We start from the raw sequence: 22,866 nt of genomic DNA on the forward strand, positions 1-22,866 counted from the left end.
TTTTCAACTGTGAGATACGCTACAGGACCAATTGTATTGTGAATTGTATGCCTTCATTAAAATCGGAAACTTTAATATTTCCATGATATTTATCTATTAATTTCTTAACAATGGCGAGGCCCAGTCCTGAATTCTTTTCGCTGCCTCCTTTTGTTGAATACCCTGATTCAAAAATCTTCTCTTTAATCTCTTCAGGGATAGGTTTACCGGTATTAAATACACTTATTTCAAGTCGGTTTCTATTTATAGCCCCTTTAATAATAACTTTTTTTTCAGTCAAGTCATTATCCATCGTTGTTGCCTCAAATGCGTTGTCAAGTAAATTGCTTATAATTTTCACGATGTCTGTAGACTTCATTGCACTATTATTAAGTTCTCTCATATTGCCAAGTTCGTGCTCAAAAACAATATTCTTGTCAACAGCCTGTGCAGCTTTGGCCTGTACAATTGCGCAAACTGCAGGATTGTCAATATTAAGGATATCGTTTATAGCAATTGTTTCGCCTATAATTTCTTTTGTGTAGGATTTCAAAGCATCTAACTTGCCAAGTTCAAGTAGTGAGTGGATCGTGCTAACATGATTGTTAAAATCGTGCCTTTGTTCCTTAATCGAATTAAAGAGTGTGTCAATATTACCAGTATAAACATCATGTACATTTAAAACTGCCTCTTCCTTCGACCGGTTTACTATTCTGACCGTAACAGCGGTAATAGTTAGGCTGATTATTGTAACTCCTGCTACAATAAGGAGCAGTTTAAGTTCTTGTTTATATAAAGTATCTTTTATTGTTTTATAATCAGTAACAATACATAGGAGTAAGTCTGAATGGTATGCACCCAAAGCTATATTTTTTAGTGGAACGTATGTCCTCATGATATCTTTGCCATCAACAACAGAAAAAGTATTAATAATTTTGTCGTTCTTTATCCCATTTAACGAAATATTCATGTCATTCGCATCTGGGTAAGAATATTGTCCGTATAATACTTTCCGTTCCTGATACCATTTTGCTGGTATTTTTTTAATAAGTCCACCCACGACTTCAGGGTTAAGAACGCCGATTTCAACAATCCATTTATTTTTTTCAACCATTTGGGTAATTGTAGCATCTACACCTGTAGTTTTTCGAAAATCAAGAAGGCGCGTATCATGCATATATGGGTCAATAATATAGTTAGTTTCACTGTCACTATAATAACCCCATTTATCGATATTTTTTGTATTCGTAGAAGATGTATCAAAAGGGCCACTCCAATAGTGTGGGAGAAACTGGCCAAATGTTAGCGCGCCACCTATTTGGGCAACGTGATTATCTAATAATTGATTAAACGCTTGAAACCATCCATTGGTCCAAGCTTTTGTACTCATTCCTATTTCGTTCGGATCGGAGGAACGATAACCAATAATATCATCGTCTTTCCGTTTCAATAGGGTAAGCCCATCAATCATCAATTTATTTTTAATCTCAACAAGCTTGTCATTTTGTACTTTTTCAATATCTGTAGGGAGTGCATACTGTGCAGCAACTGAAGCGGTCCTTAGATTGAGACCTATCATATCCTCAAATAATTGCTCTCCCGTATTTGAATTTTGAATCGCGATTGTAATGCTATTTACTATAGTTGAAACTTTCTCCTCCTGTTCCTTTATAAGAGCATTTTTAGTTGTGTAATAGTAAGTGATATTAATGCAAGTAATCAGAGAAATGACCAAAACTAAGAACGAGATCCATAATCTTTTCAAAGCAACTTCCCCCAGTTAAGTGTCTGTTTACCGATTTTCGATATCTTATGTGTTTTGTCGTATCGATACATTCACTTTAATGCGAATCAGATAAACCGGCATACCATGCTTCGAATTCTTTCCGTTTCCTTACCTTTGATTTTGTACGTCCCTAAAACCGATCCGCTTGGGTACACAGAGCTAACCTCAAATTATTTTTCCGATCTGTTCGTATCAGCTCTTGAAGGATTTTCGACAAAAGTCGGTGGAAAGAACGCTTGTTAGGCTTGTCAATTGTTAAAAATCTGATCCACAAATATGCTGGGAACATTCAAATAGCTCAACAAGAATATGGTACGAAGTTTATTGAAGCGATTCTAGCAAAAAAATAAAAGCAGCATCCATGTGGTTGCCGTTTTTATTTTTTTACTTGAGATAATCGAGCATAAAGTTGTTCGAATTCCTTTCGTTTACGTCGTGGTAAATCAATCTCGGTATCTTTATAGTCCAACTTAATAATATAGGAATCCAAGAAATTGTCGCTGGCGAAAACTTTTTTAATGTAGTTAACATTAATTAAAGTCGATTGGTTAGGTGAGAAAATAAACTCCGAACATTGGTCATGAATATCTTTGAGGGATGCAGATGTTTCAACGCCAGACTCTTCTTCACCCTCTACATAAACAATAGATTTATGCTGACCTTTTACTTTATGAGCATAAATTAGCTTGTTTTCATTGAGAAAGATAGTATGGTATTTCGACTTAATTTGAATAATTTTGCTTGGTATGGCTGTAGATATAAGTAAGTCTTTTTCAATCGTTGCTTTGGCTTTCTCTACAGCTTCTGATAGTCGTTTATAGGTAACCGGCTTAGTTACAAAATCAACACAGTTCATTTTGAATCCAGCAAGTATCAGGGTAGAATCTTGTGTTCCAGAAACAACGATTAAATAAGAGGAAAGTCCCTTCTCCAAAACTCTCTTGTAGGCAGTTAAGCCATCGGTACCGTTAAGTCCAATGTCAAGAAAAATAAGATCTGGTTTATATTTCACGCAATCATCAATAAGCCACTCTCCCGAGCCTATTGCACTTACGACTTTCAAGCCGAGTTGATTGGCAAAGAGTTCCAATTTTTGTCGATCAAACAGTTTGTCTTCTGCGATAATTACGGTAAGCACTCTCTCCATGAAACAACTCCCGACTAACTATCTCTAAATTTTTCGACAGTTTTTGATATTTTTTTCGCCAAATGTGAACGAATTTTAACCACTTAAGCGAATTAATTCTACTGACCGAAAAAAAAGCTATACTTGTATTATATTCAAAATGCATCCAACAAGATATACAAAAAAAGGCTTCCTCACTATTCTACTTGGGTAAATAGATTGCGAATTTACCCATTTCAAGTAGCGAGAAAGCATAGTAATCAAGTATATGCCTATACCAATCAAACGATAGAAAAAGTCGGAAATTCAATAGGGAATCTTGAAAAATGGGAAGGGGTCGGAGGTCTTTCAAATTCCAAGGTCTGATTCGAAGGATGAAATTGTAATTAAAGTGAAGGGGAAATATTATAAATTGATAAAAAGGTGAACTAATTGAGTTATGAAATTTTTTGTAATTGACCTTTGGTTTTTTCGCATTCACGATGTTGAATGAAGTGCTTCAAAAGTCAAATCACAGTTATCTGTGCGGAACGATGGTGTCAGCATAATGCGTAAGTATAAACAGCTTCCTCCATGTCTTAACAATTTTTTTAAAAGACTGCACTAGCAGACAGGATTAAGGCAGTCTAGATTATTAATGATTGACAACGATTTACCATCCCGATGCTTTCTCATCTTTGACCAAATTTGATTTAGACGAAACAAACACATTGCGCACTAGCCTTTTTTCTTCCTTGGATAGGCTCCATGCATCCAAAAATTCTTGATTTTCAAGCATTTTGGATATTTCGAATGGTTCATATCGACTAAGCATTGAAATAACATTTTTGATGTTAGGGGAAAATGCAACTGAACTCATCGTTTATACCACTCTTTTCCAATTTATTTTATCATTAATATATCAGAAATAATAGGAGCTTACTAGTGAAAAACAACAAACTTTTACTGATCTTGGTTCCTGCATTGATAGTTCTTCAGGGGTGGTTTACATTTATAACATTTGACTATCCTTTCCTGGGGATTAATGTGGAAAAAAATGCTCAAAAGCAATGGATAATCAAAAGTTTGGATCTTAATCCCCCCCATGTGGTGCTTGGTTTGCAAACAGGCGATGTGATTCAAAGTATAGATGGTCATACCCCAAGTGATTATTTTACTGTCAAGTATTTTGCCTTAGTTGAACAGGCTGAGAAAATTTCAATATTGCGTGGAGGTGAATCGTTTGAGGTAATGACCACGGATAAAAAAAAGGATTTATTGCCTGTTTATTGTTATAGCTTCTTTGGTGAAATGATTAGTTTTTGTATCGCTGTTCTGCTTTACTTGAATAGCTCCAAATCTAAGTCGGCTCGATTTCTAGCCTTTTTGTTTTTGATGGTTGGAGTTGCGTTTATGAGTCTTGGGGCTGATTCAAGAGCAGATATACTTGCAAGAATAATCGTCAAAAGTATTGTCATGGCCTTGCCCTATGTTTTTTTGCATTTCTTAATATTATTTTTCAAGGAGAAAGGTAACGTACAATTTCCGCATAAATTTTTGTATTATTTCTATGGAATCATTGGCCTAGTTATGCTGCCGAGTATTGGTTATGTTACCCCTTGGTTATCTTATTCATATTATGTATTTTATCATACGTTTACGATGCTTTATTTTTTATTTGGATCATGCATGGTTTGCGGGTTCCTGATTTATATTTATTATAAATTTCGCAAAGAAACGTCGCATTTTTCAATCATTATCAAAACGATATGGTTTGCTTTTATTATGTCTTTTTTACCGCTCGCTCTTTTAAGCTTTCTTCCAGAAATAACCATACACAAAGACATCGTTAGTCCGTTTATTACAGGGTTATTTACATTATTCTTTCCGCTGACGTTTTGTTATTTGCTTATTTCTAAGAAATTGTTTGACATTCATCTCATACTGCGACGGGTCTTATCTACGACCATTATTTCCATCTTTCCTAGTGCACTCTTAGTTGGCATGATTTTCCTTGTATTTCAACGTGATTTTACATTGGAGCAGGGCATGTTCAGTTTCTTGTTCAGCGTAACGATTATCGCTTTTCTCCTCTATTCGTTGGAATATTTCATGACGAAATTAGAAATTATTTTATTCCCGCGCAAATATTATTTGCAAGCAGCATTGAAAAAGATATCGAACACGTTTGGTTCACTGAGCAGCTTTCGAGAGTTAAAAGATATGATTTTGGTTGACATTGTGAACACATTACAGGTTGCTGGAGGTGCGGTCGTAATTCAGTACGACAATGAGTTTGAGATCATAAGTGAAGGGGATATCGATCATAACAAAATTGAACATGCCATAACCCGCTCGATCGTTAATGAAAATTTGTATTCCGTTTATGAAATTAGTCGGCATGAGGAGTATATCAGTTATGTAGTCCTCGCTTCAAAAAAGACAAACACTCACTTTCATCAAGAAGAAGTGCAATGGTTACAGGTAATCCTGTCGAATTTGGCCATTCGTCTGGAAAATGTATATTTGATCCACAAGTTAAACTTGAAGGTACAGGAGTTAGCATCCCGCTTATCGAATGAACTGGAAAGTAACAACTTGAACTGGTTTCGTAAAATTATGTTTGACATGCAGGAAAAGGAACGTGTTCGTATTGCTTCTGATTTGCATGATACAACGATGCAGGATATTTTTTTTATTCAACGGAAGTTAAAAGCATTCCAAAAAGAAGTGGCAGATCTTATTGATACGAAATTTTTAAACGATATCATAGATCATTTGAATATTATTAATACGCTGCTTAGGCAGAGTTGCTTTGAGCTGAATCCTCCAACGCTCGAGACGGCAGGGCTTCTAAAAACAATTGCAAATTGGATAGAAATGGAACGTAGAATGTGTTCATTTGAGCTTTCCTTTATCACAGACGGGGATCCGTGCATTGAAAATAAAGAGTTAGATACGAAGCGTCATTTGTTTCGTGTGGTTCAAGAATTAATCAATAATGCTAAGAAGCATTCGCATGCGTCCAAGGCTACGATTAGTTGTACGAGCAGCGATGCCCAGTTTTACTTAGAGTATCAGGATAATGGGATTGGATTTGACTTGTTAAGTACTGCTGAACAGCAAGACCAGACTTCAGGAGTTGGAATCGGACAAATGCAAAGTCGCATTTTAAGTATCATGGGGTCAATTGACATTCAATCGAGTCGCGGTCAAGGATTAAAAGTGGAAATAATGATTCCATTACAGAGGAGAGAACGTTCAGCATGAAAGAATCTTATAAAATTTTGATCGTAGACGATCATCCGATGGTATCTTTTGGAACGAAAGGAGTTTTGGATCAAATTGACAATGTCTTCGTCGTGGGCATTGCCTCTACGGGAGAGGCTTGTATGAAATACGTGGTTGAGTATACTCCGAATCTTGTCTTATTGGATTATAATCTTCCCGATCAAAGTGGTTATGAACTTACCAAGCAAATTAATTCGTTGAATGCGGACATTCAAGTGGTTATTTTTACAGGGATCCATTTTATGTAAATGTACGATGAATTGCTCAATTTAAATATTAGCGGCATTTTGTCGAAAGATTCAAGTGAGGAGCATTTGCGAAATGTGGTCAGGTGTATGATGGAAGGGCAAACGGCCATCCCGGTAGCGTTATTTAAACAGTTACGGATAAACAAATTGGAGGTAGAGCAAGAGACTTTAACAGAACAAGAAATTCACATCATGTCCCTAATCGTTGAAGGGCATACGCATGAACAAATTGGGGACTCCCTGTTTTTCAGCAAACGCTCAATAGACAATTATTTACGGAAAATATACGAAAAACTGGGTGTACAAAACAAAAGTCAAGCGATCCAAAAATTTACCCAATGTGGTTTGCATTAATATGGGGAAGAACGGTGATGCTCAGCATGAGGTTATTTGGGACGTTCGTTTGATGGAAGAAATGGATGTCGTGATTGATTGTCATTTTCATGTGCATGAGATGAATTCGATTTTAAAGGCATGGATCCAAGCGAAAATGCAGAAAAAAAGTATGTGGGGAGATATAACCCGATGTATTCATTTTATGCTAGGAGGCAACTCTTCTCACATACATCGTATTGTTGCATATACCGAACTAGTGATTTTAGCTTTAGATATTATTGATGATCTTGAAGATAAAGATAATAGCGCTATGCCGTGGATGCAACTTCCCCATGCTATCACGCTCAATGCCGCAGTCGCTTTATTAATGGCAGTTGTCGGAGAGATCAGCAAATTAAAGGAAAGTAATGGGGATTTGAAGTTGCCGCTTGTCGGAGAAGTGAATCAGTTGCTCTCCTTTGCAGCTAACGGGCAACATCAGGATATTTGTAGTGAAGTCATTGAATCAGAGGAAGACTACATCGCGTTAATTTTTGCCAAATCGGCTCCGTTAATGGTGTTTGCTTGTTATATGGGGTATTCTTGCGTGGATCAATGTGAACTGTCGACGAAAGATCAGATTAATGAATTGGCATGCAACCTAGCAGTTGTAGCGCAAATTCAAAATGACATTAAAGATCTGATCAGCTTTAACGTTAAGCATGATCTGATCAACAAAAAAAGAACACTTCCCATTCTATACTTATTGACGGAATGTTCACAGCGGTATCCGATATTTAAGGATTACTATGATGGAAGAGTTTCATTGGAACCATTTTTAGAGATGAAAGAAGCATGCATTTCGTTTATTTTGAAATCAGGCTGCGTCGAGTATTCTAGAGTGATTCAAGGTCTTTATTTGAATAAAGTTGAGGAGATTTTTAATTCGATCCCTGGTACCACTCTTTGGAAAAATAAGTTTTGGGAGGTTGTCATTGCCCAGTATCGCATATTATTCGTTTGATTCACAACGATTAACGTTCTGTAAAGAGTCTATTGCAATTTTCTCTTTGGAAGGTCTATTATGCTAACACTACCCCCGCAGCGCGCGTTTATCTCGACTGTGGATCAACTGATCTGCGCAAGTCCATCATTGTTGTTGGTTGACAAATATGTTTTGAAGTAGACAATAAAAAGTTTTGAAGTAAAGTAGGCGTTCACTCTATTAGGTGAACGCTTTTTATATTTTCTTGTATGGATTGAGGAAGAAGACCATAGTCGTATGGGGGCTATTCATAAATCACCTCTGTGGGTTTACTTCGCGAAATTTCCAGTTTACTACGACTCTAATACAGCAATATAGGATTAAAACGAGCTACTACGGTGGAATACGAGTAGTGGTATGAACGATACGGTTCTGTATTTATATAGTGATTCGGGAATAACACGCCAAACTTGCTCTCAACGATGAAGCCAATGGAACTCTCGGAGATCTCAACTATACACTGACAGATGGGGTCATGTACTATATTAAGCTTGCAGGAAGCGGAAGCGGCCTGCAATATGCTGTCATAGCTCAAATAGCTATGGGCTCCAAAGTAACTATATTAGAGAAAGATGAAGATTGGTATCTTGTCAGGCTATCGGACGGGAAAACTGGTTGGGCAATTGAGGATTACTTAAGCAGTGACCCTGATTCTTCCGTCGATTTCTCTCAGCCTAACGCTGGAGTAGGCGCCAGTACCAAGCCTTATTTTCATTTGAAATTTAACGGAACGGAAGTCAATTTCCCAATTTGCTCTAATTCTTCTCTACTCATTTCTTACATGAGAATCACCTTTTCGGTGGTTTTTTCTTTCCGATCTTGGCCGTGGATTCCTAGTTAGTCTTTTCAAGTTTTACCTCTGATATTCCGTTCGAATGACCAAACCAAAGACCTCAATTAGAAGCGCTACTTGCGTTTTTTTGTTAGTGAAGGAGATGTAGTGGTGGTACATAGCATGGATCGACTCGCTCGTAACTTGGATGACCTTCGTAAAATCATCCAAGACCTGACCAAATGGAGCGTTCGGATCGGGTTTGTTAAAGAGAATATGAGGTATAAAAATGGTTCCGATAGTAAAAGATGTCATGTATCCAAAGGGCAGACGGACTGTGACGAACACCTCATGTATATGTCGGTGTATCTGAGATTCAAGGTTGTTATAGAAGGGAGAATATACGTGTGGGAACGATTTCGTAAAAAAGGGGCAAAACAGAACCAGGTAAAACTCGAGATAACCGAACTGGATGCAGTTGACCTCCCTCTTGACCAAGCTTTAGAAACGAACCTTGCTCAAATCAAACAAAGAGTTGGGAATAGTCCGGATATTGTTATTCGTGAATTTGAGTTTGGTGGTAATGTGAAAATTTCCGCTGCAACGGTATATACAGATGGATTGGCTGATAAGCAGATGGTCAGCGATTTTGTGAAGCACTCTTTGAATATCGATCAAACTGGGACGATATCCGAAAACATGGTTTCGGAACACAGTATGTTTCATTTCGTTAAAAACAATGCTTTAAGCATTGAAAAAGTCGAAGTGATCAAGGATTGGAATGGACTTATTTTATCGATTCTGTCTGGAGATACGGCGATTCTGATTGACGGCTGGCCGGAAGCCATTATCGGAAATACGAGGGGCGGAGAAACACGAAGTATTTCCGAACCAACGACTCAAGTCGTGATTCGGGGGCCGAAGGATAGCTTCAGCGAATCTATAGGAACGAATATCTCTCTCGTTCGACGACGGATTAAAAGCCCGAATCTTTGGCTGGAGACTATGCAAATCGGAACGGTTACGCAAACGGATGTAGCCGTCATGTATGTCAAAGGTATTGCGAACGAACAACTTGTGCAAGAAGCAAAGCAACGGCTGCATAACATAAAAATTGATGGAATCCTGGAGTCCGGTTACATTGAAGAATTGATTCAGGATCAGACGTTTACACCCTTTCCGACAGTCTATAATACTGAACGTCCGGATGTTGTGGCCGCAAATTTATTGGAAGGCAGGATAGCCATTATGGTGGATGGAACGCCTTACGTTCTGATTGCACCAACCACCTTTTTTTCATTTTTTCAGTCAGCAGAAGACTACTATAATCGATTTGATATTGCGATTGCCATTCGTTTATTAAGATATATGGCTTTATTCCTTTCCTTATTGGGCCCTTCCATTTATATCGCAGCTGTTGCGTATCATCAGGAAATGATTCCAACTCCTCTCCTCATCAGTTTGGCAGCGCAGCGGGAAGGGGTTCCTTTTCCCATGTTTATCGAAGCCTTGATGATGGAAATTAGCTTTGAGTTATTGCGGGAGGCTGGGGTTCGTATGCCGCGTGCTGTTGGACAAGCTGTCTCGATCGTAGGCGCTCTTATATTGGGACAGGCTGCTGTGCAGGCTGGGATCGTATCTGCCGCAATGGTCATCGTCGTAGCCACTACGGGTATCGCTAGTTTTGCGACAGGAAGTTACAGCATCGATATTTCTGTACGCCTGCTCCGCTTTGTGATTATGATTTTTGCCGGGACATTTGGTTTTTATGGGATTGCGATAATCAGTATTATTATAATCGCCCATCTTTGTAGTCTGCGTTCATTCGGGGTTCCCTTTATGGCTCCTCTTGCACCATTTATAGCGGCTGATCAAAAAGATGCGGTGCTGCGTCTTCCCATCTGGTCATTTCTAACGCGCCCGCGGCTGACCAACTCGATTGATAAGATCAGAATGGGACGAAACAAACCTACAGGTGATTCAAATGAAAGCTAAAGTATTCCTTCTCACCGTGATGTTCGCAGGCGGAGTGTTGTTAACAGGTTGCTGGAACAACCGCGAGCTTAAAGATCTCGGATTTGTGATGGCAATGGGGGTAGATCAAGTGCCGAAAACTAAGGAATATCGTATCTCATTACAAATTGTCAATCCTGGAGAAATAGCAGGAGGAACTTTGGGAGGGGGAGGAGGAGGAAAAGCGCTGTCAGTGTCCATTATCACCGAGACCGGAAGCACGCTCTCCGAGGCAATTCGAAAAACAGCGAAAAAAACATCGCGGCAACCGCTCTTTTCGCATATGCGACTGATCGTATTGGGGGAAGAGTTTGCTAAGGATGGGGTTCAGGATTTACTTGATTTCTTCGAAAGGAACCATGAACCGCGTGACATTACGAACTTGCTCGTAGCAAGAGGTGATACAGCCGAACAATTAATCAGCATTATCACACCGCTAGAAAAAATTCCGGCTAATAGTGTAATGAACAAATTAATGCATTCGGTAAAATTATGGTCCGAGAGCCTCAAAGTCGAAATTGACGATGTAAGCAATATTTTAGTCAGTGAAGGAAAGGAACTTACACTTAGTGGGGTAGAAATCGTAGGAAATCCACAAGAAGGAGAAAAGAAATCCAATAATGAACAAAGCAATCCGCCGGCTTTTATCCAAATCCGGGGGATAGCTCTGTTCAAGGACGGAAAGTTATCGCGTTGGATGGATGATAAAGAAGCGCGTGGAGTGGTGTTGATTCTAAACAAAGCAAAGAGTACCATCGAAAACATCGGGTGCGGAGAGAAAAAAGAAGCAATTGGCATCGAAGTTTTACGTTCAAAATCGGGAATTAAAGTAAAAGTGAAGGATGAGGAACCAATCATCGATATCAACATCCGGCAAGAAGGGGATCTGAGTGAAGTGAATTGTCCCATCAATTTAAGTGATCCAAATGAGCTCGCGAAACTTGAAATGGCATGGTCCGAAGAGACAAAAAAAGAGATATTGGCTGCCGTCAAAGCTGCCCAAAGCGAAAAAAGCGATATCTTTGGATTTGGTGAAGCCATCAATCGCCAGGAAAAGAAAGTATGGATGAAAATAAAAAAAGATTGGAAGAAGGATCTATTTGCGAATAGTCAAGTTCATGTGAACGTGGAATCCTTTATTCGCCATTCCGGTATGAGGACGATACCTTATTTGTTAAAGGGACAAAAAGAGAAGAAATGATCGAAAGGTGGATCGTTATGTTATGGAAAAAGCGAAAATCAATGCATGGCAATTATTTTCCTTAGCTTTACTGTTTGAATTTGGCACTTCTATTGTGGTTAGCTTTGGACTCGATGCGAAAAAAGATGCATGGATCGCAAGTTTGCTAGGTTTGGGGTTAGGGCTCATCTTATTTCCGGTTTATCTGTATCTTTACCGCCAATTCCCCAAAATCCCCTTAACCGAATATATAAGGAAAATTGTTGGGAAATACTTAGGGTGGCCGTTGGGTTTGCTGTACGTCGTTTATTTTATATATTCCTCTGCAAGAGACTTGCGAGATGCCGGTGACTTGTTAATTGCTTCCGTATATGATCAAACCCCCTTATTCGCGCTTGCTACATTAATGATGGTTGCGGTTTTTTACGTCCTTCATAAAGGTATTGAGGTTCTGGCCAGAACTTCCGAAATTTGCTTATTAATACTAGTTGCTCTGGGGCTTTTGGGCAATTTCGCGGTTCTGGTGTCCGGCATCATCGATTTCAAAAATTTGCTGCCTGTACTTGAGAACGGCTGGAAACCAATCATCACGACTGTTTTAACGCAGACGTTTATTTTTCCATACGGCGAAATGATTGCATTTACCATGATTCTTCCCTATTTGGATAAACCGCAGAAAGCTTCGAAGAGCGGATTGTCTGCCATAGCGATCAGCGGTGTTGTCATAAGCTATACGACCTTGCTGAACGTTTCTGTTCTTGGTGTCAATATCGCCAGCCGGTCAACTTTTCCCTTGCATACAATGATAAGCAAAGTGAATATTATCGAATTTATACAGCGGTTGGACGCGATTGTGGTATTGACTTTGATTATTGCGGATTTTTTTAAGATAGCGATTTTTTTATACGCTGCCATCTTGGGGACAATGGACCTGTTCAAAATAAAAAAACATGGCGCACTTGTATTTCCTATTGGAATCATTACTCTTTTTGCCTCCATGATGATGGCAAGTAATTATCAGGAACATATCACCGAAGGAAGATCTTCCCTGAAGACGGTGCATCTCTTTTTTTCTTTGGTAGTTCCTCTGTTCTTGCTCACGGTACTCATGATTCGCAAACGATTTGGTTCCCCGCAAGCTAAAGCAGTATCTCATGACAAATAGATAAAGCTTATAGAAATGATTTTACTCTATACGGTTCTTTTGTTTGTATGAAACAAAAGCGTTGATGATCCAAGACAAAAATAAGAGGATTGTTATAATTAATTCCTCCCATCCGTTAACCCAAAAGGGGTTAAAAAGATTTTTCAACGAATTTTGTAGAGGGGATCCTATGAAAAGATCCATGGATACGAGTAGAGTGATTTCTAATGCGAATAGAAGAAAAAAAATAACTAATACTTTCAACTTTAAATTCCTCCCTTGTGCATACATATCATTTGCAAAGGATGATACTTAAATTCGTTCGAATCTAAAGTAAGCGATTTCAGAGAGAAAAGTAAAAATTGTTGGAGTGGAAAAAGTGTAGATGTAGGGATGAAATGGTTGGTTGAACAAATGTTTCCCAGCATTGAATCAATCTATTTACTTCTCTTGACAAAAAACATCTTCTTTCCTATCTGACCAGTCTCGTTTTTCATCTGTATTCATCGCCATTGCGATACAGCCCCAGACCGTTCATTACATAGGGACGAACAATGTCTACAAGCACAACGGTTCGATCTTTTTCCTCGACATTTAACCAAAAATGCGCAGCGCCATAGATCGCTGATCCTGTCATGGCCGCCATGATTTTTATATGATGCCTGTCCGCTCCATGGTGGGTATCCCCTTTCAGAAAAATGCTCTCTATGGTTTGCTGCAGCATTTTCTTTATTTTTTCATCGACAAGCGTAGCCATCGAATTGGAATCCATTCTGCAGTTCCGATAAAAATCCACGATGTATTGGTGCGTCAGCAAGATCAACTGGTCACATATTTCATCCGTAAACTCCCGTGCATTCGCCACTTGCTCAGGAATCATTTCATGAAAAGCCTGTTCTGTGGCTTCGTCAAGCAAAGCATATTTATCTTCAAAATGGGCATAAAAGGTGGCGCGGTTAATGGTTGCTTTCTGAGCGATATCTTTGATGGTGATTGCATCAAATCCTTTTCTCCGCAACAAATCTCTGAACGCTACTCTAATTAACTGTCGTGTGCGCAACACCCTCGGATCTTCCTGATTTACCATTTCCATATCTCCTTGTTAAACATCAATTATCACAATGTGTTGCCTATGCAACTTTCTTCTAACTCTGCCGGTTGAAATCATAAGTATGCAATATTATTATCTTAACAAACAGGTGTTGCTTAAACAAACTGTGACTAATTCTATGAGAGGAAGGATCATATTGAACACCAAACCACATAGACTTTTGATATTTGGCGCCGGCGTGATTGGCAGTGTATATGCACTCCGATTAGCACAGTCGGGACTGGACGTCACTATTCTGGCACGAGGAAAGAGACTGGAGGCGCTGAAAAGGGACGGCCTGAAATACAACGATAATGGATCAATAAAGCAAATATCGATCAAGACGATAGAAAAGCTTGATAACGACGACATTTATGATTTTATCTTTGTTCCAGTACGATATGATCAGGCCGAATCTGCCCTGTCTGCGCTCAAGCATAATCGGAGCAAGACCATCGTCACCTTTACCAACACCATTGGATATGACGCTTGGCTTGAAATCGTGGGCGATCGCTTACTTCCGGGATTCCCGGGCGCCGGTGGAGACATCAAAGAAGATGTTCTATACGCCCAATTCGGTTCCGAAAAACATCAAGGAACCATTTTTGGTGAAATAAATGGACTGACGACCGAACGAGTGAAAGAGCTTGCCCAAATATTTGAATCGGTGGATTTGCATTATGAAATCCAAAAAGACATTCAAGCATTCCATATTTCGCATACTGCGTTGGCTATCGTCAACAAGCATTTCTATACGAATGACGGAATGGTGGATATAGAGACGGCAAGAAGTGTAAGCACTCTAAGCAAGATCGCCGCAGATATTAAACAAAACATTCACCTGGTAGAACAAGCCGGAATTCCGGTAATCCCACCCGAAACGAAGGCAATGGGAGAATTGCCTGATAACGATATGATTTCCCGTTACCGCCAGATGCTGAGCAATGACTTCATAATTGATGTAAAGCTTGGAAATCATGCCATCAGCCAAAAAGCAGAAATAATGTTATTAGACGAGATGTTTCATAAAATGATATCCGCCCGGGAACTGGAAGTGCCAATTCCCGCACTCACCGACACACAGGTTCTCATCGAAATGCGCGCCTCTTCCATCAATCCCGCGTCCGATGGCCGATAAATGTCCTCGGCAGTTTGAAGGTCAGATGTTTAATCGCCTGTTATCCGCTTATTTACAATAGTACTCAAGGAGTTATGAAATAATTTTAACAGTCCGTTTCGACTATGTTGCTAAGATTATTGAAAAAGATAATTTAGACAGATTAAATCCTCCCGATTCTAGTAAAGCAAGAATTACTAGATGAATTGGGAGGATTTTGCTATGAAATTAGACGAGTTATGGATGCTGTATGAAGCTGATAAACGAATATTGGAGTCCTCCCACATTAAAAGCTTACTTTCTTCAGTTAAAGATGTTAATCCGAAAAATGGATAATCTCGAACACTGGTTTTGCATCAAAAAGAGTAAAAAACACAACGGAATAGTGTAGCTTGCAAATTGTGTGCGAGAGCAATTTATTAGATGATTGGAATGTAAGAATACTAACTTAACGAGGGAGCGGATGAAACATGTTAACACAAGATCAGCTGCAACAATACCAAGAAAAGGGATTTATCATTTTTGAAAATTTGTTTTCTGAGGAAGAAATGGATCGTGTACGCACCATCATAGATGGTTTGGATGAGGAATCGGAGCGTCGTCTAAGCGAGGCTGGGCAAGGCTTTAACAACATACCGAATCAGATCAATTTTACTACTGGCTTAAATTTTATGAGTCCTGAACTGCAGCAGTTTACGGCCGATGATCGCTTTGTAGAATTGACTACTTCTATTCTTGGACCGGACATTCGTCTGTATTGGGACCAATCGGTGTATAAGCGCCCAGAAGCTAAGCGTGATTTTCCTTGGCATCAGGACAATGGGTATGCGCCAGTAGAACCCATGCATTATTTGACCTGTTGGCTTGCACTTGAGGACGCTACTCTGGAGAATGGTTGCATTTGGATTCAAGAGGGATCGCATCATAAAGGCTTCGTCGAGCATGTGAAAACGGACATCGGTTGGTTGTGTTACTACGGGGACGTTATGGGAACGCCAGTACCATTGAAAAAGGGAAGTATGGTCGCGTTCCACTCGTTGTTGTTCCACCGCAGCACACCGAACCGAAGTCAAAATACTCGCAAAGCTTATGTGATTCAATATGCGGTGGAAGGATCGAAAGACCCGAAAAGCGGCGCTGTGTATAAGAATGGCCCAATCATCTCACAGGATGGGAAAGCAGTCTATGAGCGCTTCCAATCCAAAGAGGAAGTCTAGTCAAATGAAATATAGTATCTTCCCCGCTACGGGGGATTCAATCAGCAGACTAGGATTTGGCGCAATGGGGCTCAGCGGTGCTTTCGGTTCTCATGAGGAGAATGAGCTAATCCGATCTGTACTGTATAGTTTGGATAAAGGTGTGAACTTCATCGATACCGCCCGCGGATATGGCGCATCAGAAGAGTTAGTCGGTAAGGCATTAAAACAATGGAAGGGCGACCGCCCTTTCATCGCTTCAAAAGTTCGCTCCCGTGGAGCTGGTTCAACTTGGGGGATGCCTGCACCGGTGGAGGAATGCTTCTCTAAGGGATGCGTTACCTCCGATATCGAGGAATCACTGCGAATGCTGGGCGTCGATACGATCGATTTCATGCAAATGCACCAATATTGGCCAGGCTGGGAAAAGACCGACTACTGGATGGAAGAGCTGCTTCGGGCCAAAGAGGCGGGTAAAATTCGCACAATTGGCATATCCATCGTGGATCACCGGCACGATACGGCGCTAGCGCTAGTGGAAAGCGGGGCAATAGATTCCGTACAGACCATACTCAATATTTTCGACCCGATATCTCTTGATTGTTTATTGCCCCTGTGTGAACAGCACGGTGTGGCGTTCATCGCAAGATGTGTGCTGGATGAAGGCGGATTGACTGGTTTTTTAACAGATTCAACTGCATTTGCAGAGAATGACTTCCGTAAAACATTTTTTGAAAACGTACCGCGCTCCCAATATATCGAGAAAGTAAATCGCCTTCGAACTTATTTAGATGAGGAAACTCGCACACTTGCTCAACTCGCGATCAAGTTTGTACTTCACTCGCCTGCTGTTACTTCTGCATTAATATCCATGCATATTCCAGCGCATGCTGACGATAATTTACAGGTACTTCAGACGGCCCCTCTTTCTGACGAGGTATTCAACACACTGCGAACTAAGCATCGCTGGATTCGCAATTTTTACGATACCAAGTATTGGTAGAACTGGAGATAAGCTGTGATGACAACAGTGCAACGTGTTAGATGGTCTGAATGCTATCCGGTTGAGCTGCAAGCCAGAATGAAAGAATGTCCCGTGGTGTATCTTCCTATTGGGCTATGTGAACCGCATGGGCAAATATCTGTATACGGACTGGATCTGATTAAAGCTGAATATTTATGCGAGAAAGCTGCGCTGTGTTATGGCGGTGTCGTAGCACCTTCGTTAGGGTATACCATACACGAAACTGGCTTCCACGCTGGATGGCTGGAGGAGGTTGTTGGCGATGAGAACCCGCGAATGACCTCCATCCCGCCACATGTTCTCCTATATTTTTTTATATACCAGTTGCGTTCGTTTGCGAATGCGGGGTTCTCAAGCGCATTCGTTTTAACAGGCCACGCTGGTGGGAACGAGCATGATTTGCGTTTAACGGCAGCATTATTCCAGGAAGCCTTTGGATTTGAAGTACAAGTATTTACAGATGGAGAACTCGTAGCTGATCGTTATGCAGGAGATCATGCAGGCAAATATGAGATATCACAATTGATGCACATTCGTCCTGATTTTGTTGACTTAGCGCTATGTTCGCTTGCCAATCATCCAGGTTCGGACGGAACGTTAGCCATTGGTTCAGATGCTATGGAAGCTTCGCAAGAGTACGGAAGACAAATACTAGAAGCAACTTTGGAACAAATAGGGGTGCATGTTAGTGAAATGAACTACAGTCCCTCATCGTTAAAACGTATTGGTATTGCAGAAATGGAGCAAGTATGGCTAAAGGTTCTAGCCCTGCAGGGGGAGTGGAGGACTTCGAGTCCTCTAAAACAGCAGCTCCCCTTATCGAGGCATTCCCAATGGCAGCCATACGAACGTCCTTATAACAATTAGAGGGGGGAGTCATTGTGGAAAAGCAGGTGCTATGCTGTATTAGAATCTTTCAGCAGTTTCAATATGGCCCAATATTGCAGGAATTGGTTGAAAATGCCCACGAGGTTCGACTAGAGCGGTGTCAAAGCCAGTGTATGGGGTGTCGGCTGCAACCTGCAGCCATCATCGATGGGAAGTGGGTAGGGTTTGATAAACCCGAGCAAATACGGCAATATGTAAGTGAGGAGCTTACTTAAAGAAATGCTTGGAAGTAATGGTCAGGAGTGAAGTTGGTGAAGGATCAAAAGGGATTGATGGACGATTACTGGCATATTCGCTTATTTCAAGTGGAGGAAGCCGCTTATCAGGCAATCGATATACAAAACCTGATATATCCTTATTGGGTTGTCAGCTTTATCGTGGAAGGACAGGTGGAAGTGGAGGATGGCAGTAAGGTGCAAACTGCGAAGTCCGGACAGGTCATGCTACACGCCCCCGGATTGCCATTCGCTGAGAAATCAACAACTCCCGGTCTTCACCTTTGGTTGTTAATTGATGTAAGAAATAGCTATCAAGTTGATTTATTTCGTTTATATCCTATAGCTGAAGTGATGACAATGATAGACCCATTGGCATACTCCATCATTTTTCACAAGCTTTTGTCAGCCTGGCAGAAAAAGGACTCTCCTTTTCGTGAACTAGAGATATCGGGTATTGGCATGCAATTAGTCCATTTATTGTTAGAGAGCTGGGATAGGAGCGGTCGCGTTAATCGCAGTTTTCAGGCAGGCAGAAACGACGAACGTTTAGAAAAGGTCATCTCCTTTATTAATACGTCTTTTCATGAGAAAGTAACGAGGAAAACATTAGCAAATCTTGTACATTTAAATACGAATTATTTGGATAAGATTTTCATAGAGCACTATCAGATGAACCCGATGCAGATGCTTCGTGAGCTTCGATTAAAGAAAGCCAAGGCTCTGCTGGAGAACAGCAATGAAAGCCTTGTTGAAATCGCTACCGCATGTGGGCTGGGGGATGCTTCTTATCTTAGTCATCAATTCGTCAAGAGGTTTGGCATCAATCCTGGAAAATACAGGGAGCAGGTGCGTCAGACCAATCAGACGTATTATAAAACAAAGGATAACATTGTTTAGAAATACCAAACCTTACGAGGAATCGTAGGGTTTTTGACTTTTTAAAGAAGATTCGAGAAGTAATAGATGCTGTTAAAAACCGCATTTTGGATTCTTCCAAACGCTTGGAAATTAAATCCTCCTTAGGACTCGTATGGAAAAAGATTTCCGATGGCGTAAATTGCTCCAACTCGATAATCAGCATTTGCTAACTCCATTCGCCCTCCCTCCCCGATACCCGGAAATCAAATCGATTGGAACGCCAATGGCCCCAGCGCTGCCAGACCGATATCCGAGAGCCAATTGGCACCGAGAATAAAGGCTCCGCTTAACAGAACATATCCTTGAACTTAAATGGCCCCGTTCCGACCGGCGCTTTAAAGATCTCCTTTCCCGAAGCCATGTGCCATAAAAGCTATCGGATTAAACGATTTGTGAATAAAAAGGTAGCTTTGCGAATGCGTATTGACGATGTCCCAAATTATGGTTATCATAATAGTAATTATTACGAATAAAAATAAAAAGAAAAGGAAGCTTACCATCAAAAAATTTGTTTAGAGGGAAGTTGTGATGAAACGGGAAATCGAGTTTGTTAAATGTAATCCCACACAAAATATGACGATACTTGTGAAAACGAATCATCCGGCTGAAGAGTATCAGCACATTGCTGCGAAAATGATGTCCTATGACAGTGTGTATGCGGAGCAAGTAGGCTTCATCGAAAAACCGATTAAATATGAAGCTGATGCACATCTGCAAATGGCGGGAGGTGAGTTTTGCGGGAATGCTTGCATGGCCTTGGCCGCACTTGTTGCGTCTGAAAAAGAAATTCATCCTCACGAGTTGATGGAAGTTGTAATTGAAGCTTCCGGGACAGATCAATTGGTCCGATGCCAAGTAAAAAAAGATAAAGAATTATATGTCTGTCAGCTTGCCATGCCTGTCCCCACAAAGATCGAACAGAAAACCATAAAGTATGAAGGCGATGACCTGAATCTTGTCATTGTGAGATATGATGATTTTTTTCATATTGTGATCGAAGTAGACCATTTTGACGAGACAGTGAGAAAAAGATCTCAAACATTAGCGAAGCTGCTTGGCGTCACTTCAGGAGCTAACTTGATCGGTATTTTATTGTTTAAGTCTACGACCAATGAGTTGGCTCCGCTCATTTTTGTTCCTCTAGTAGACAGCATGATTTGGGAAAGAGGATGCGGATCAGGTACGGCTTCACTTGGTGCCTATCTGTCTTGGAAAAACAAGGGGGCGGTTGCTGTCCCAATCAGGCAGCCTGGCGGTACGATTCATGTAACGGCTGATTGTTACGAAGATAAGGTGACAAGCTTGAAAATTGAAGGATCTGTTGGAATCGTTGCACGCGGCAAAGCGTTCATTGGTGCCTAACAATTTACACGGACGAGATGGGGAGCGAAGCGATGAATAAATCGGAACAGTTTCAACGCGATTTGATCGGGTTTCAAGAGAGATTTACGGACCTAGCGGATCAGTATGACGGCACAATTCAGCATAGTCCGGAATTAGAGACCATTATCGACGACTATTCGGCATTCATAACAGACGAGAGCAACAAAGAAGCATGGGAACAACTGGAAGAACAAGCTTCAGATGAGCTATCTCAGCTTGTGGTGGATGTAAGGAAGACGTCGGCGATTTGCGTTGCGATTATGGAAAAATACCGTGCATTGAAGCTGTTGAATGGAGATGCTGACCGAACGGACTACTTCAAACATATAGAGTCCTGCATTGAAAAAGAATTTGGAAGCTTTCAGGTCGCTTCTGATTCCAAAGTATTATTGGTTGGTTCGGGTTCGTTTCCAATGACGCCATTGTACATAGCCAGGCAAACAGCTGCAGAAGTAATTGGCATCGATATTGATGAGGAGGCGATACACCTTGGGCGAAGGGTTGTTGAAAAGTTAGGAAGCGGATTGAACATCCGGTTGGAGAATGCGCTCGTAGATCAGCTTGACGCGACAAAGGATGCGACCCATATCATCTTCAGTTCAACGGTTGCCAATAAATATGATCTGTTGGATGAATTACATCCCTTGACCAATGAACAAGTCGTCGTAGCGATGAGGTATGGCGATCGATTGAAGTCTTTATTTAATTACCCCAAGGAAGAGGTCAATGGACGAAAATGGCGGCTAGTTGAAAGCATTTTGCGTCCCGGCCATATATTTGATATCGCATTGTATCAAAAAGCTTAGGCTGTATGTGGATAGTAAAAGGAGGTTTATATGAGTGATTTTCAACGAGTCTTACTAGTAGGAACGGGGCCTGCTTCCATTCAGATGGCTGTTTTGCTAAAAAACCATTTGAATTGCTGCGTAGGAATCGTAGGGCGAGAGTCGTTTCGCTCTGAACCCTTCTTTGCGGCGCTTAAGATGAACAACGGGCGAATTCGCGTAGACATTCAAAATGAGAAGCACCGTACGCTGGAAGGCGAGTGTATCATCGATCACGTTTTTCATGGATATGCGACCGTTACGGGAGAATGGGATACCCTCATTATGGCTGTTACAACGGATGCCTATATCGAGGTATTCAAACAAATCAATGCACATTTGTTAAAACAAGCAAGGTGTATCGTATTAATTTCTCCAACCTTCGGTTCAAACAGCTTAATACGCCATTATATGAACGCTATTCATTCAGGCGCGGAAATAATAAGCTTTTCTACATACCTTGGCGATACGCGATGGATGCACGACAAGCCGTCTAACCATGTCATAACGACTGGGGTTAAGAAAAAAGTTTTCATTGGCTCGACGCACAATCCTTCTCAAAATGTCGAGACGCTTTGGAGATTATATGAACGGCTGGGCATCGCCTTGGAAATCATGAATTCTCCGATCGAAGCAGAAACGAGAAATATATCTTTATATGTTCACCCGCCGCTGTTTATGAATGATTTTTCGTTAAGCGTCATATTCGAAGAGGCGGCTGCCAAGAAATTTGTTTACAAAATGTTCCCCGAGGGACCCATCACGCAATATTTAATTCGAGATATGCTTGCCGGGTGGAAAGAGATTTCGGCAATTATCGAAAAGCTGAATATGCAAGGCGTTAACCTGCTTAAGTTCATGACTGATGATAACTATCCGGTGCGTTTGGAAAGCTTGTCCCGTCATGATATCGATCACTTCATTCATTTGGAGACGATTCATCAAGAGTATTTATTATACATCCGGTATACATCGCTGTTAATCGATCCTTTTTCGGAGCCGGATCAGGATGGGAAATATTTTGACTTCTCAGCCGTTCCCATTCGGCAAATTTTTGTCAACAGGGAAGGGTACTGGGACATCCCGCGTATGCCCAAGGAGGATTACTACCGGATCAAAATCATACAGGGCATTGCGAGATATGTAAATTTGAGTTGTCCGACGATCGATAAATTCATTGCAGCCTACGAGCATAAAATCGAGGACGCTGCTCAAGTACGTAAAGACGAGTTGTTGTCGGATGCATTCGTCGTGCAAAGCTTTGAAGAGGATTTGAAAATGATATGCATAGAAATCGAAACAAGTATGCAGTTGAAGAGGAAAAACTAAT

At 40.8% G+C, this 22,866-nt stretch carries 20 protein-coding genes and 1 pseudogene; 16 read left to right on the forward strand and 5 right to left on the reverse strand.

From position 1 onward, the window contains the following. Positions 1 to 19: 19 nt before the first annotated feature. The 3 genes from ABRS97_RS05525 to ABRS97_RS05535 form a co-directional block, all read right to left on the reverse strand. Positions 20 to 1,744, reverse strand: a complete 1,725-nt coding sequence (locus tag ABRS97_RS05525) for a sensor histidine kinase (RefSeq protein WP_367811895.1) — start codon at positions 1,742 to 1,744, stop codon at positions 20 to 22. Between the two features lie 397 nt (positions 1,745 to 2,141). After that, entirely contained in the window at positions 2,142 to 2,912 is a 771-nt protein-coding gene (locus tag ABRS97_RS05530; protein ID WP_367811896.1) for a LytR/AlgR family response regulator transcription factor, read from the reverse strand. A gap of 631 nt (positions 2,913 to 3,543) precedes the next feature. Continuing rightward, complete coding sequence (locus tag ABRS97_RS05535; RefSeq protein WP_367811897.1) at positions 3,544 to 3,750, reverse strand: hypothetical protein; 207 nt, start codon at positions 3,748 to 3,750, stop codon at positions 3,544 to 3,546. A 65-nt stretch (positions 3,751 to 3,815) separates the two neighbouring features. Here ABRS97_RS05535 and ABRS97_RS05540 point away from each other — a divergent pair, with 65 nt between their 5' ends. The 8 genes from ABRS97_RS05540 to ABRS97_RS05575 all read left to right on the forward strand — a co-directional run bounded on the left by ABRS97_RS05540 (position 3,816) and on the right by ABRS97_RS05575 (position 12,899). Further along, complete coding sequence (locus ABRS97_RS05540) at positions 3,816 to 6,140, forward strand: ATP-binding protein (RefSeq protein ID WP_367811898.1); 2,325 nt, start codon at positions 3,816 to 3,818, stop codon at positions 6,138 to 6,140. Continuing rightward, positions 6,137 to 6,409, forward strand: a complete 273-nt coding sequence (locus ABRS97_RS05545; protein ID WP_367811899.1) for a response regulator — start codon at positions 6,137 to 6,139, stop codon at positions 6,407 to 6,409. Before ABRS97_RS05540 ends, ABRS97_RS05545 begins: the two co-directional genes overlap by 4 nt. After that, the gene (locus ABRS97_RS05550; protein WP_367811900.1) at positions 6,410 to 6,763 is read left to right on the forward strand and encodes a response regulator transcription factor; all 354 of its coding nucleotides are present in this window, start codon (positions 6,410 to 6,412) and stop codon (positions 6,761 to 6,763) included. Between the two features lies 1 nt (position 6,764). After that, positions 6,765 to 7,748 carry a polyprenyl synthetase family protein gene (locus ABRS97_RS05555; protein ID WP_367811901.1) on the forward strand — a complete coding sequence of 328 codons (984 nt, stop codon included), beginning with the start codon at positions 6,765 to 6,767 and terminating at the stop codon, positions 7,746 to 7,748. 496 nt (positions 7,749 to 8,244) lie between these two features. Next, positions 8,245 to 8,610 (forward strand): SH3 domain-containing protein, encoded by a 366-nt coding sequence (locus ABRS97_RS05560; RefSeq protein WP_367811902.1) that lies wholly within the window; start codon positions 8,245 to 8,247, stop codon positions 8,608 to 8,610. 69 nt (positions 8,611 to 8,679) lie between these two features. Further along, positions 8,680 to 10,536, forward strand: coding sequence for a spore germination protein (locus ABRS97_RS05565; RefSeq protein WP_367811903.1), 1,857 nt, complete (start codon positions 8,680 to 8,682; stop codon positions 10,534 to 10,536). Then, positions 10,526 to 11,755 carry a Ger(x)C family spore germination protein gene (locus tag ABRS97_RS05570; protein ID WP_367811904.1) on the forward strand — a complete coding sequence of 410 codons (1,230 nt, stop codon included), beginning with the start codon at positions 10,526 to 10,528 and terminating at the stop codon, positions 11,753 to 11,755. The genes ABRS97_RS05565 and ABRS97_RS05570 overlap by 11 nt, the downstream gene beginning before the upstream one ends. A gap of 22 nt (positions 11,756 to 11,777) precedes the next feature. Beyond that, positions 11,778 to 12,899 carry a GerAB/ArcD/ProY family transporter gene (locus ABRS97_RS05575; protein WP_367811905.1) on the forward strand — a complete coding sequence of 374 codons (1,122 nt, stop codon included), beginning with the start codon at positions 11,778 to 11,780 and terminating at the stop codon, positions 12,897 to 12,899. Positions 12,900 to 12,920: 21 nt separating this feature from the next. On the opposite strand, the gene ABRS97_RS28170 is transcribed toward ABRS97_RS05575, so the two are convergent. Then, positions 12,921 to 13,169, reverse strand: a complete 249-nt coding sequence (locus ABRS97_RS28170) for a YczF family membrane protein (RefSeq protein WP_483312414.1) — start codon at positions 13,167 to 13,169, stop codon at positions 12,921 to 12,923. 202 nt (positions 13,170 to 13,371) lie between these two features. Beyond that, on the reverse strand, positions 13,372 to 13,965 hold the full coding sequence (locus tag ABRS97_RS05580; RefSeq protein WP_367811906.1) for a TetR/AcrR family transcriptional regulator: 594 nt from the start codon (positions 13,963 to 13,965) through the stop codon (positions 13,372 to 13,374). A 142-nt stretch (positions 13,966 to 14,107) separates the two neighbouring features. On the opposite strand from ABRS97_RS05580, the pseudogene ABRS97_RS28175 reads away from it, so the two are divergent. From ABRS97_RS28175 to ABRS97_RS05620, 8 genes and pseudogenes are all read left to right on the forward strand, one after another. After that, positions 14,108 to 14,482: pseudogene (locus ABRS97_RS28175) on the forward strand (ketopantoate reductase family protein); the annotation flags it as partial. A 1,073-nt stretch (positions 14,483 to 15,555) separates the two neighbouring features. Next, positions 15,556 to 16,302, forward strand: coding sequence for a phytanoyl-CoA dioxygenase family protein (locus ABRS97_RS05590; RefSeq protein WP_367811908.1), 747 nt, complete (start codon positions 15,556 to 15,558; stop codon positions 16,300 to 16,302). Between the two features lie 4 nt (positions 16,303 to 16,306). Further along, positions 16,307 to 17,284 (forward strand): aldo/keto reductase, encoded by a 978-nt coding sequence (locus tag ABRS97_RS05595; protein ID WP_367811909.1) that lies wholly within the window; start codon positions 16,307 to 16,309, stop codon positions 17,282 to 17,284. Between the two features lie 18 nt (positions 17,285 to 17,302). Further along, positions 17,303 to 18,172, forward strand: a complete 870-nt coding sequence (locus ABRS97_RS05600) for a creatininase family protein (RefSeq protein WP_367811910.1) — start codon at positions 17,303 to 17,305, stop codon at positions 18,170 to 18,172. Between the two features lie 272 nt (positions 18,173 to 18,444). Further along, positions 18,445 to 19,308 carry a helix-turn-helix domain-containing protein gene (locus ABRS97_RS05605; protein ID WP_367811911.1) on the forward strand — a complete coding sequence of 288 codons (864 nt, stop codon included), beginning with the start codon at positions 18,445 to 18,447 and terminating at the stop codon, positions 19,306 to 19,308. Positions 19,309 to 19,857: 549 nt separating this feature from the next. Then, positions 19,858 to 20,691 (forward strand): histidine racemase CntK family protein, encoded by an 834-nt coding sequence (locus ABRS97_RS05610; RefSeq protein WP_367811912.1) that lies wholly within the window; start codon positions 19,858 to 19,860, stop codon positions 20,689 to 20,691. 32 nt (positions 20,692 to 20,723) lie between these two features. Beyond that, positions 20,724 to 21,518 carry an SAM-dependent methyltransferase gene (locus ABRS97_RS05615; protein WP_367811913.1) on the forward strand — a complete coding sequence of 265 codons (795 nt, stop codon included), beginning with the start codon at positions 20,724 to 20,726 and terminating at the stop codon, positions 21,516 to 21,518. Positions 21,519 to 21,548: 30 nt separating this feature from the next. Next, positions 21,549 to 22,865, forward strand: coding sequence for an opine metallophore biosynthesis dehydrogenase (locus tag ABRS97_RS05620; protein ID WP_367811914.1), 1,317 nt, complete (start codon positions 21,549 to 21,551; stop codon positions 22,863 to 22,865). The last annotated feature ends 1 nt before the right edge of the window (position 22,866 follow it).

It is taken from the genome of Paenibacillus tabacirhizosphaerae (genome assembly GCF_040812395.1).
In the GTDB taxonomy this organism is placed as follows: domain Bacteria; phylum Bacillota; class Bacilli; order Paenibacillales; family NBRC-103111; genus Paenibacillus_E.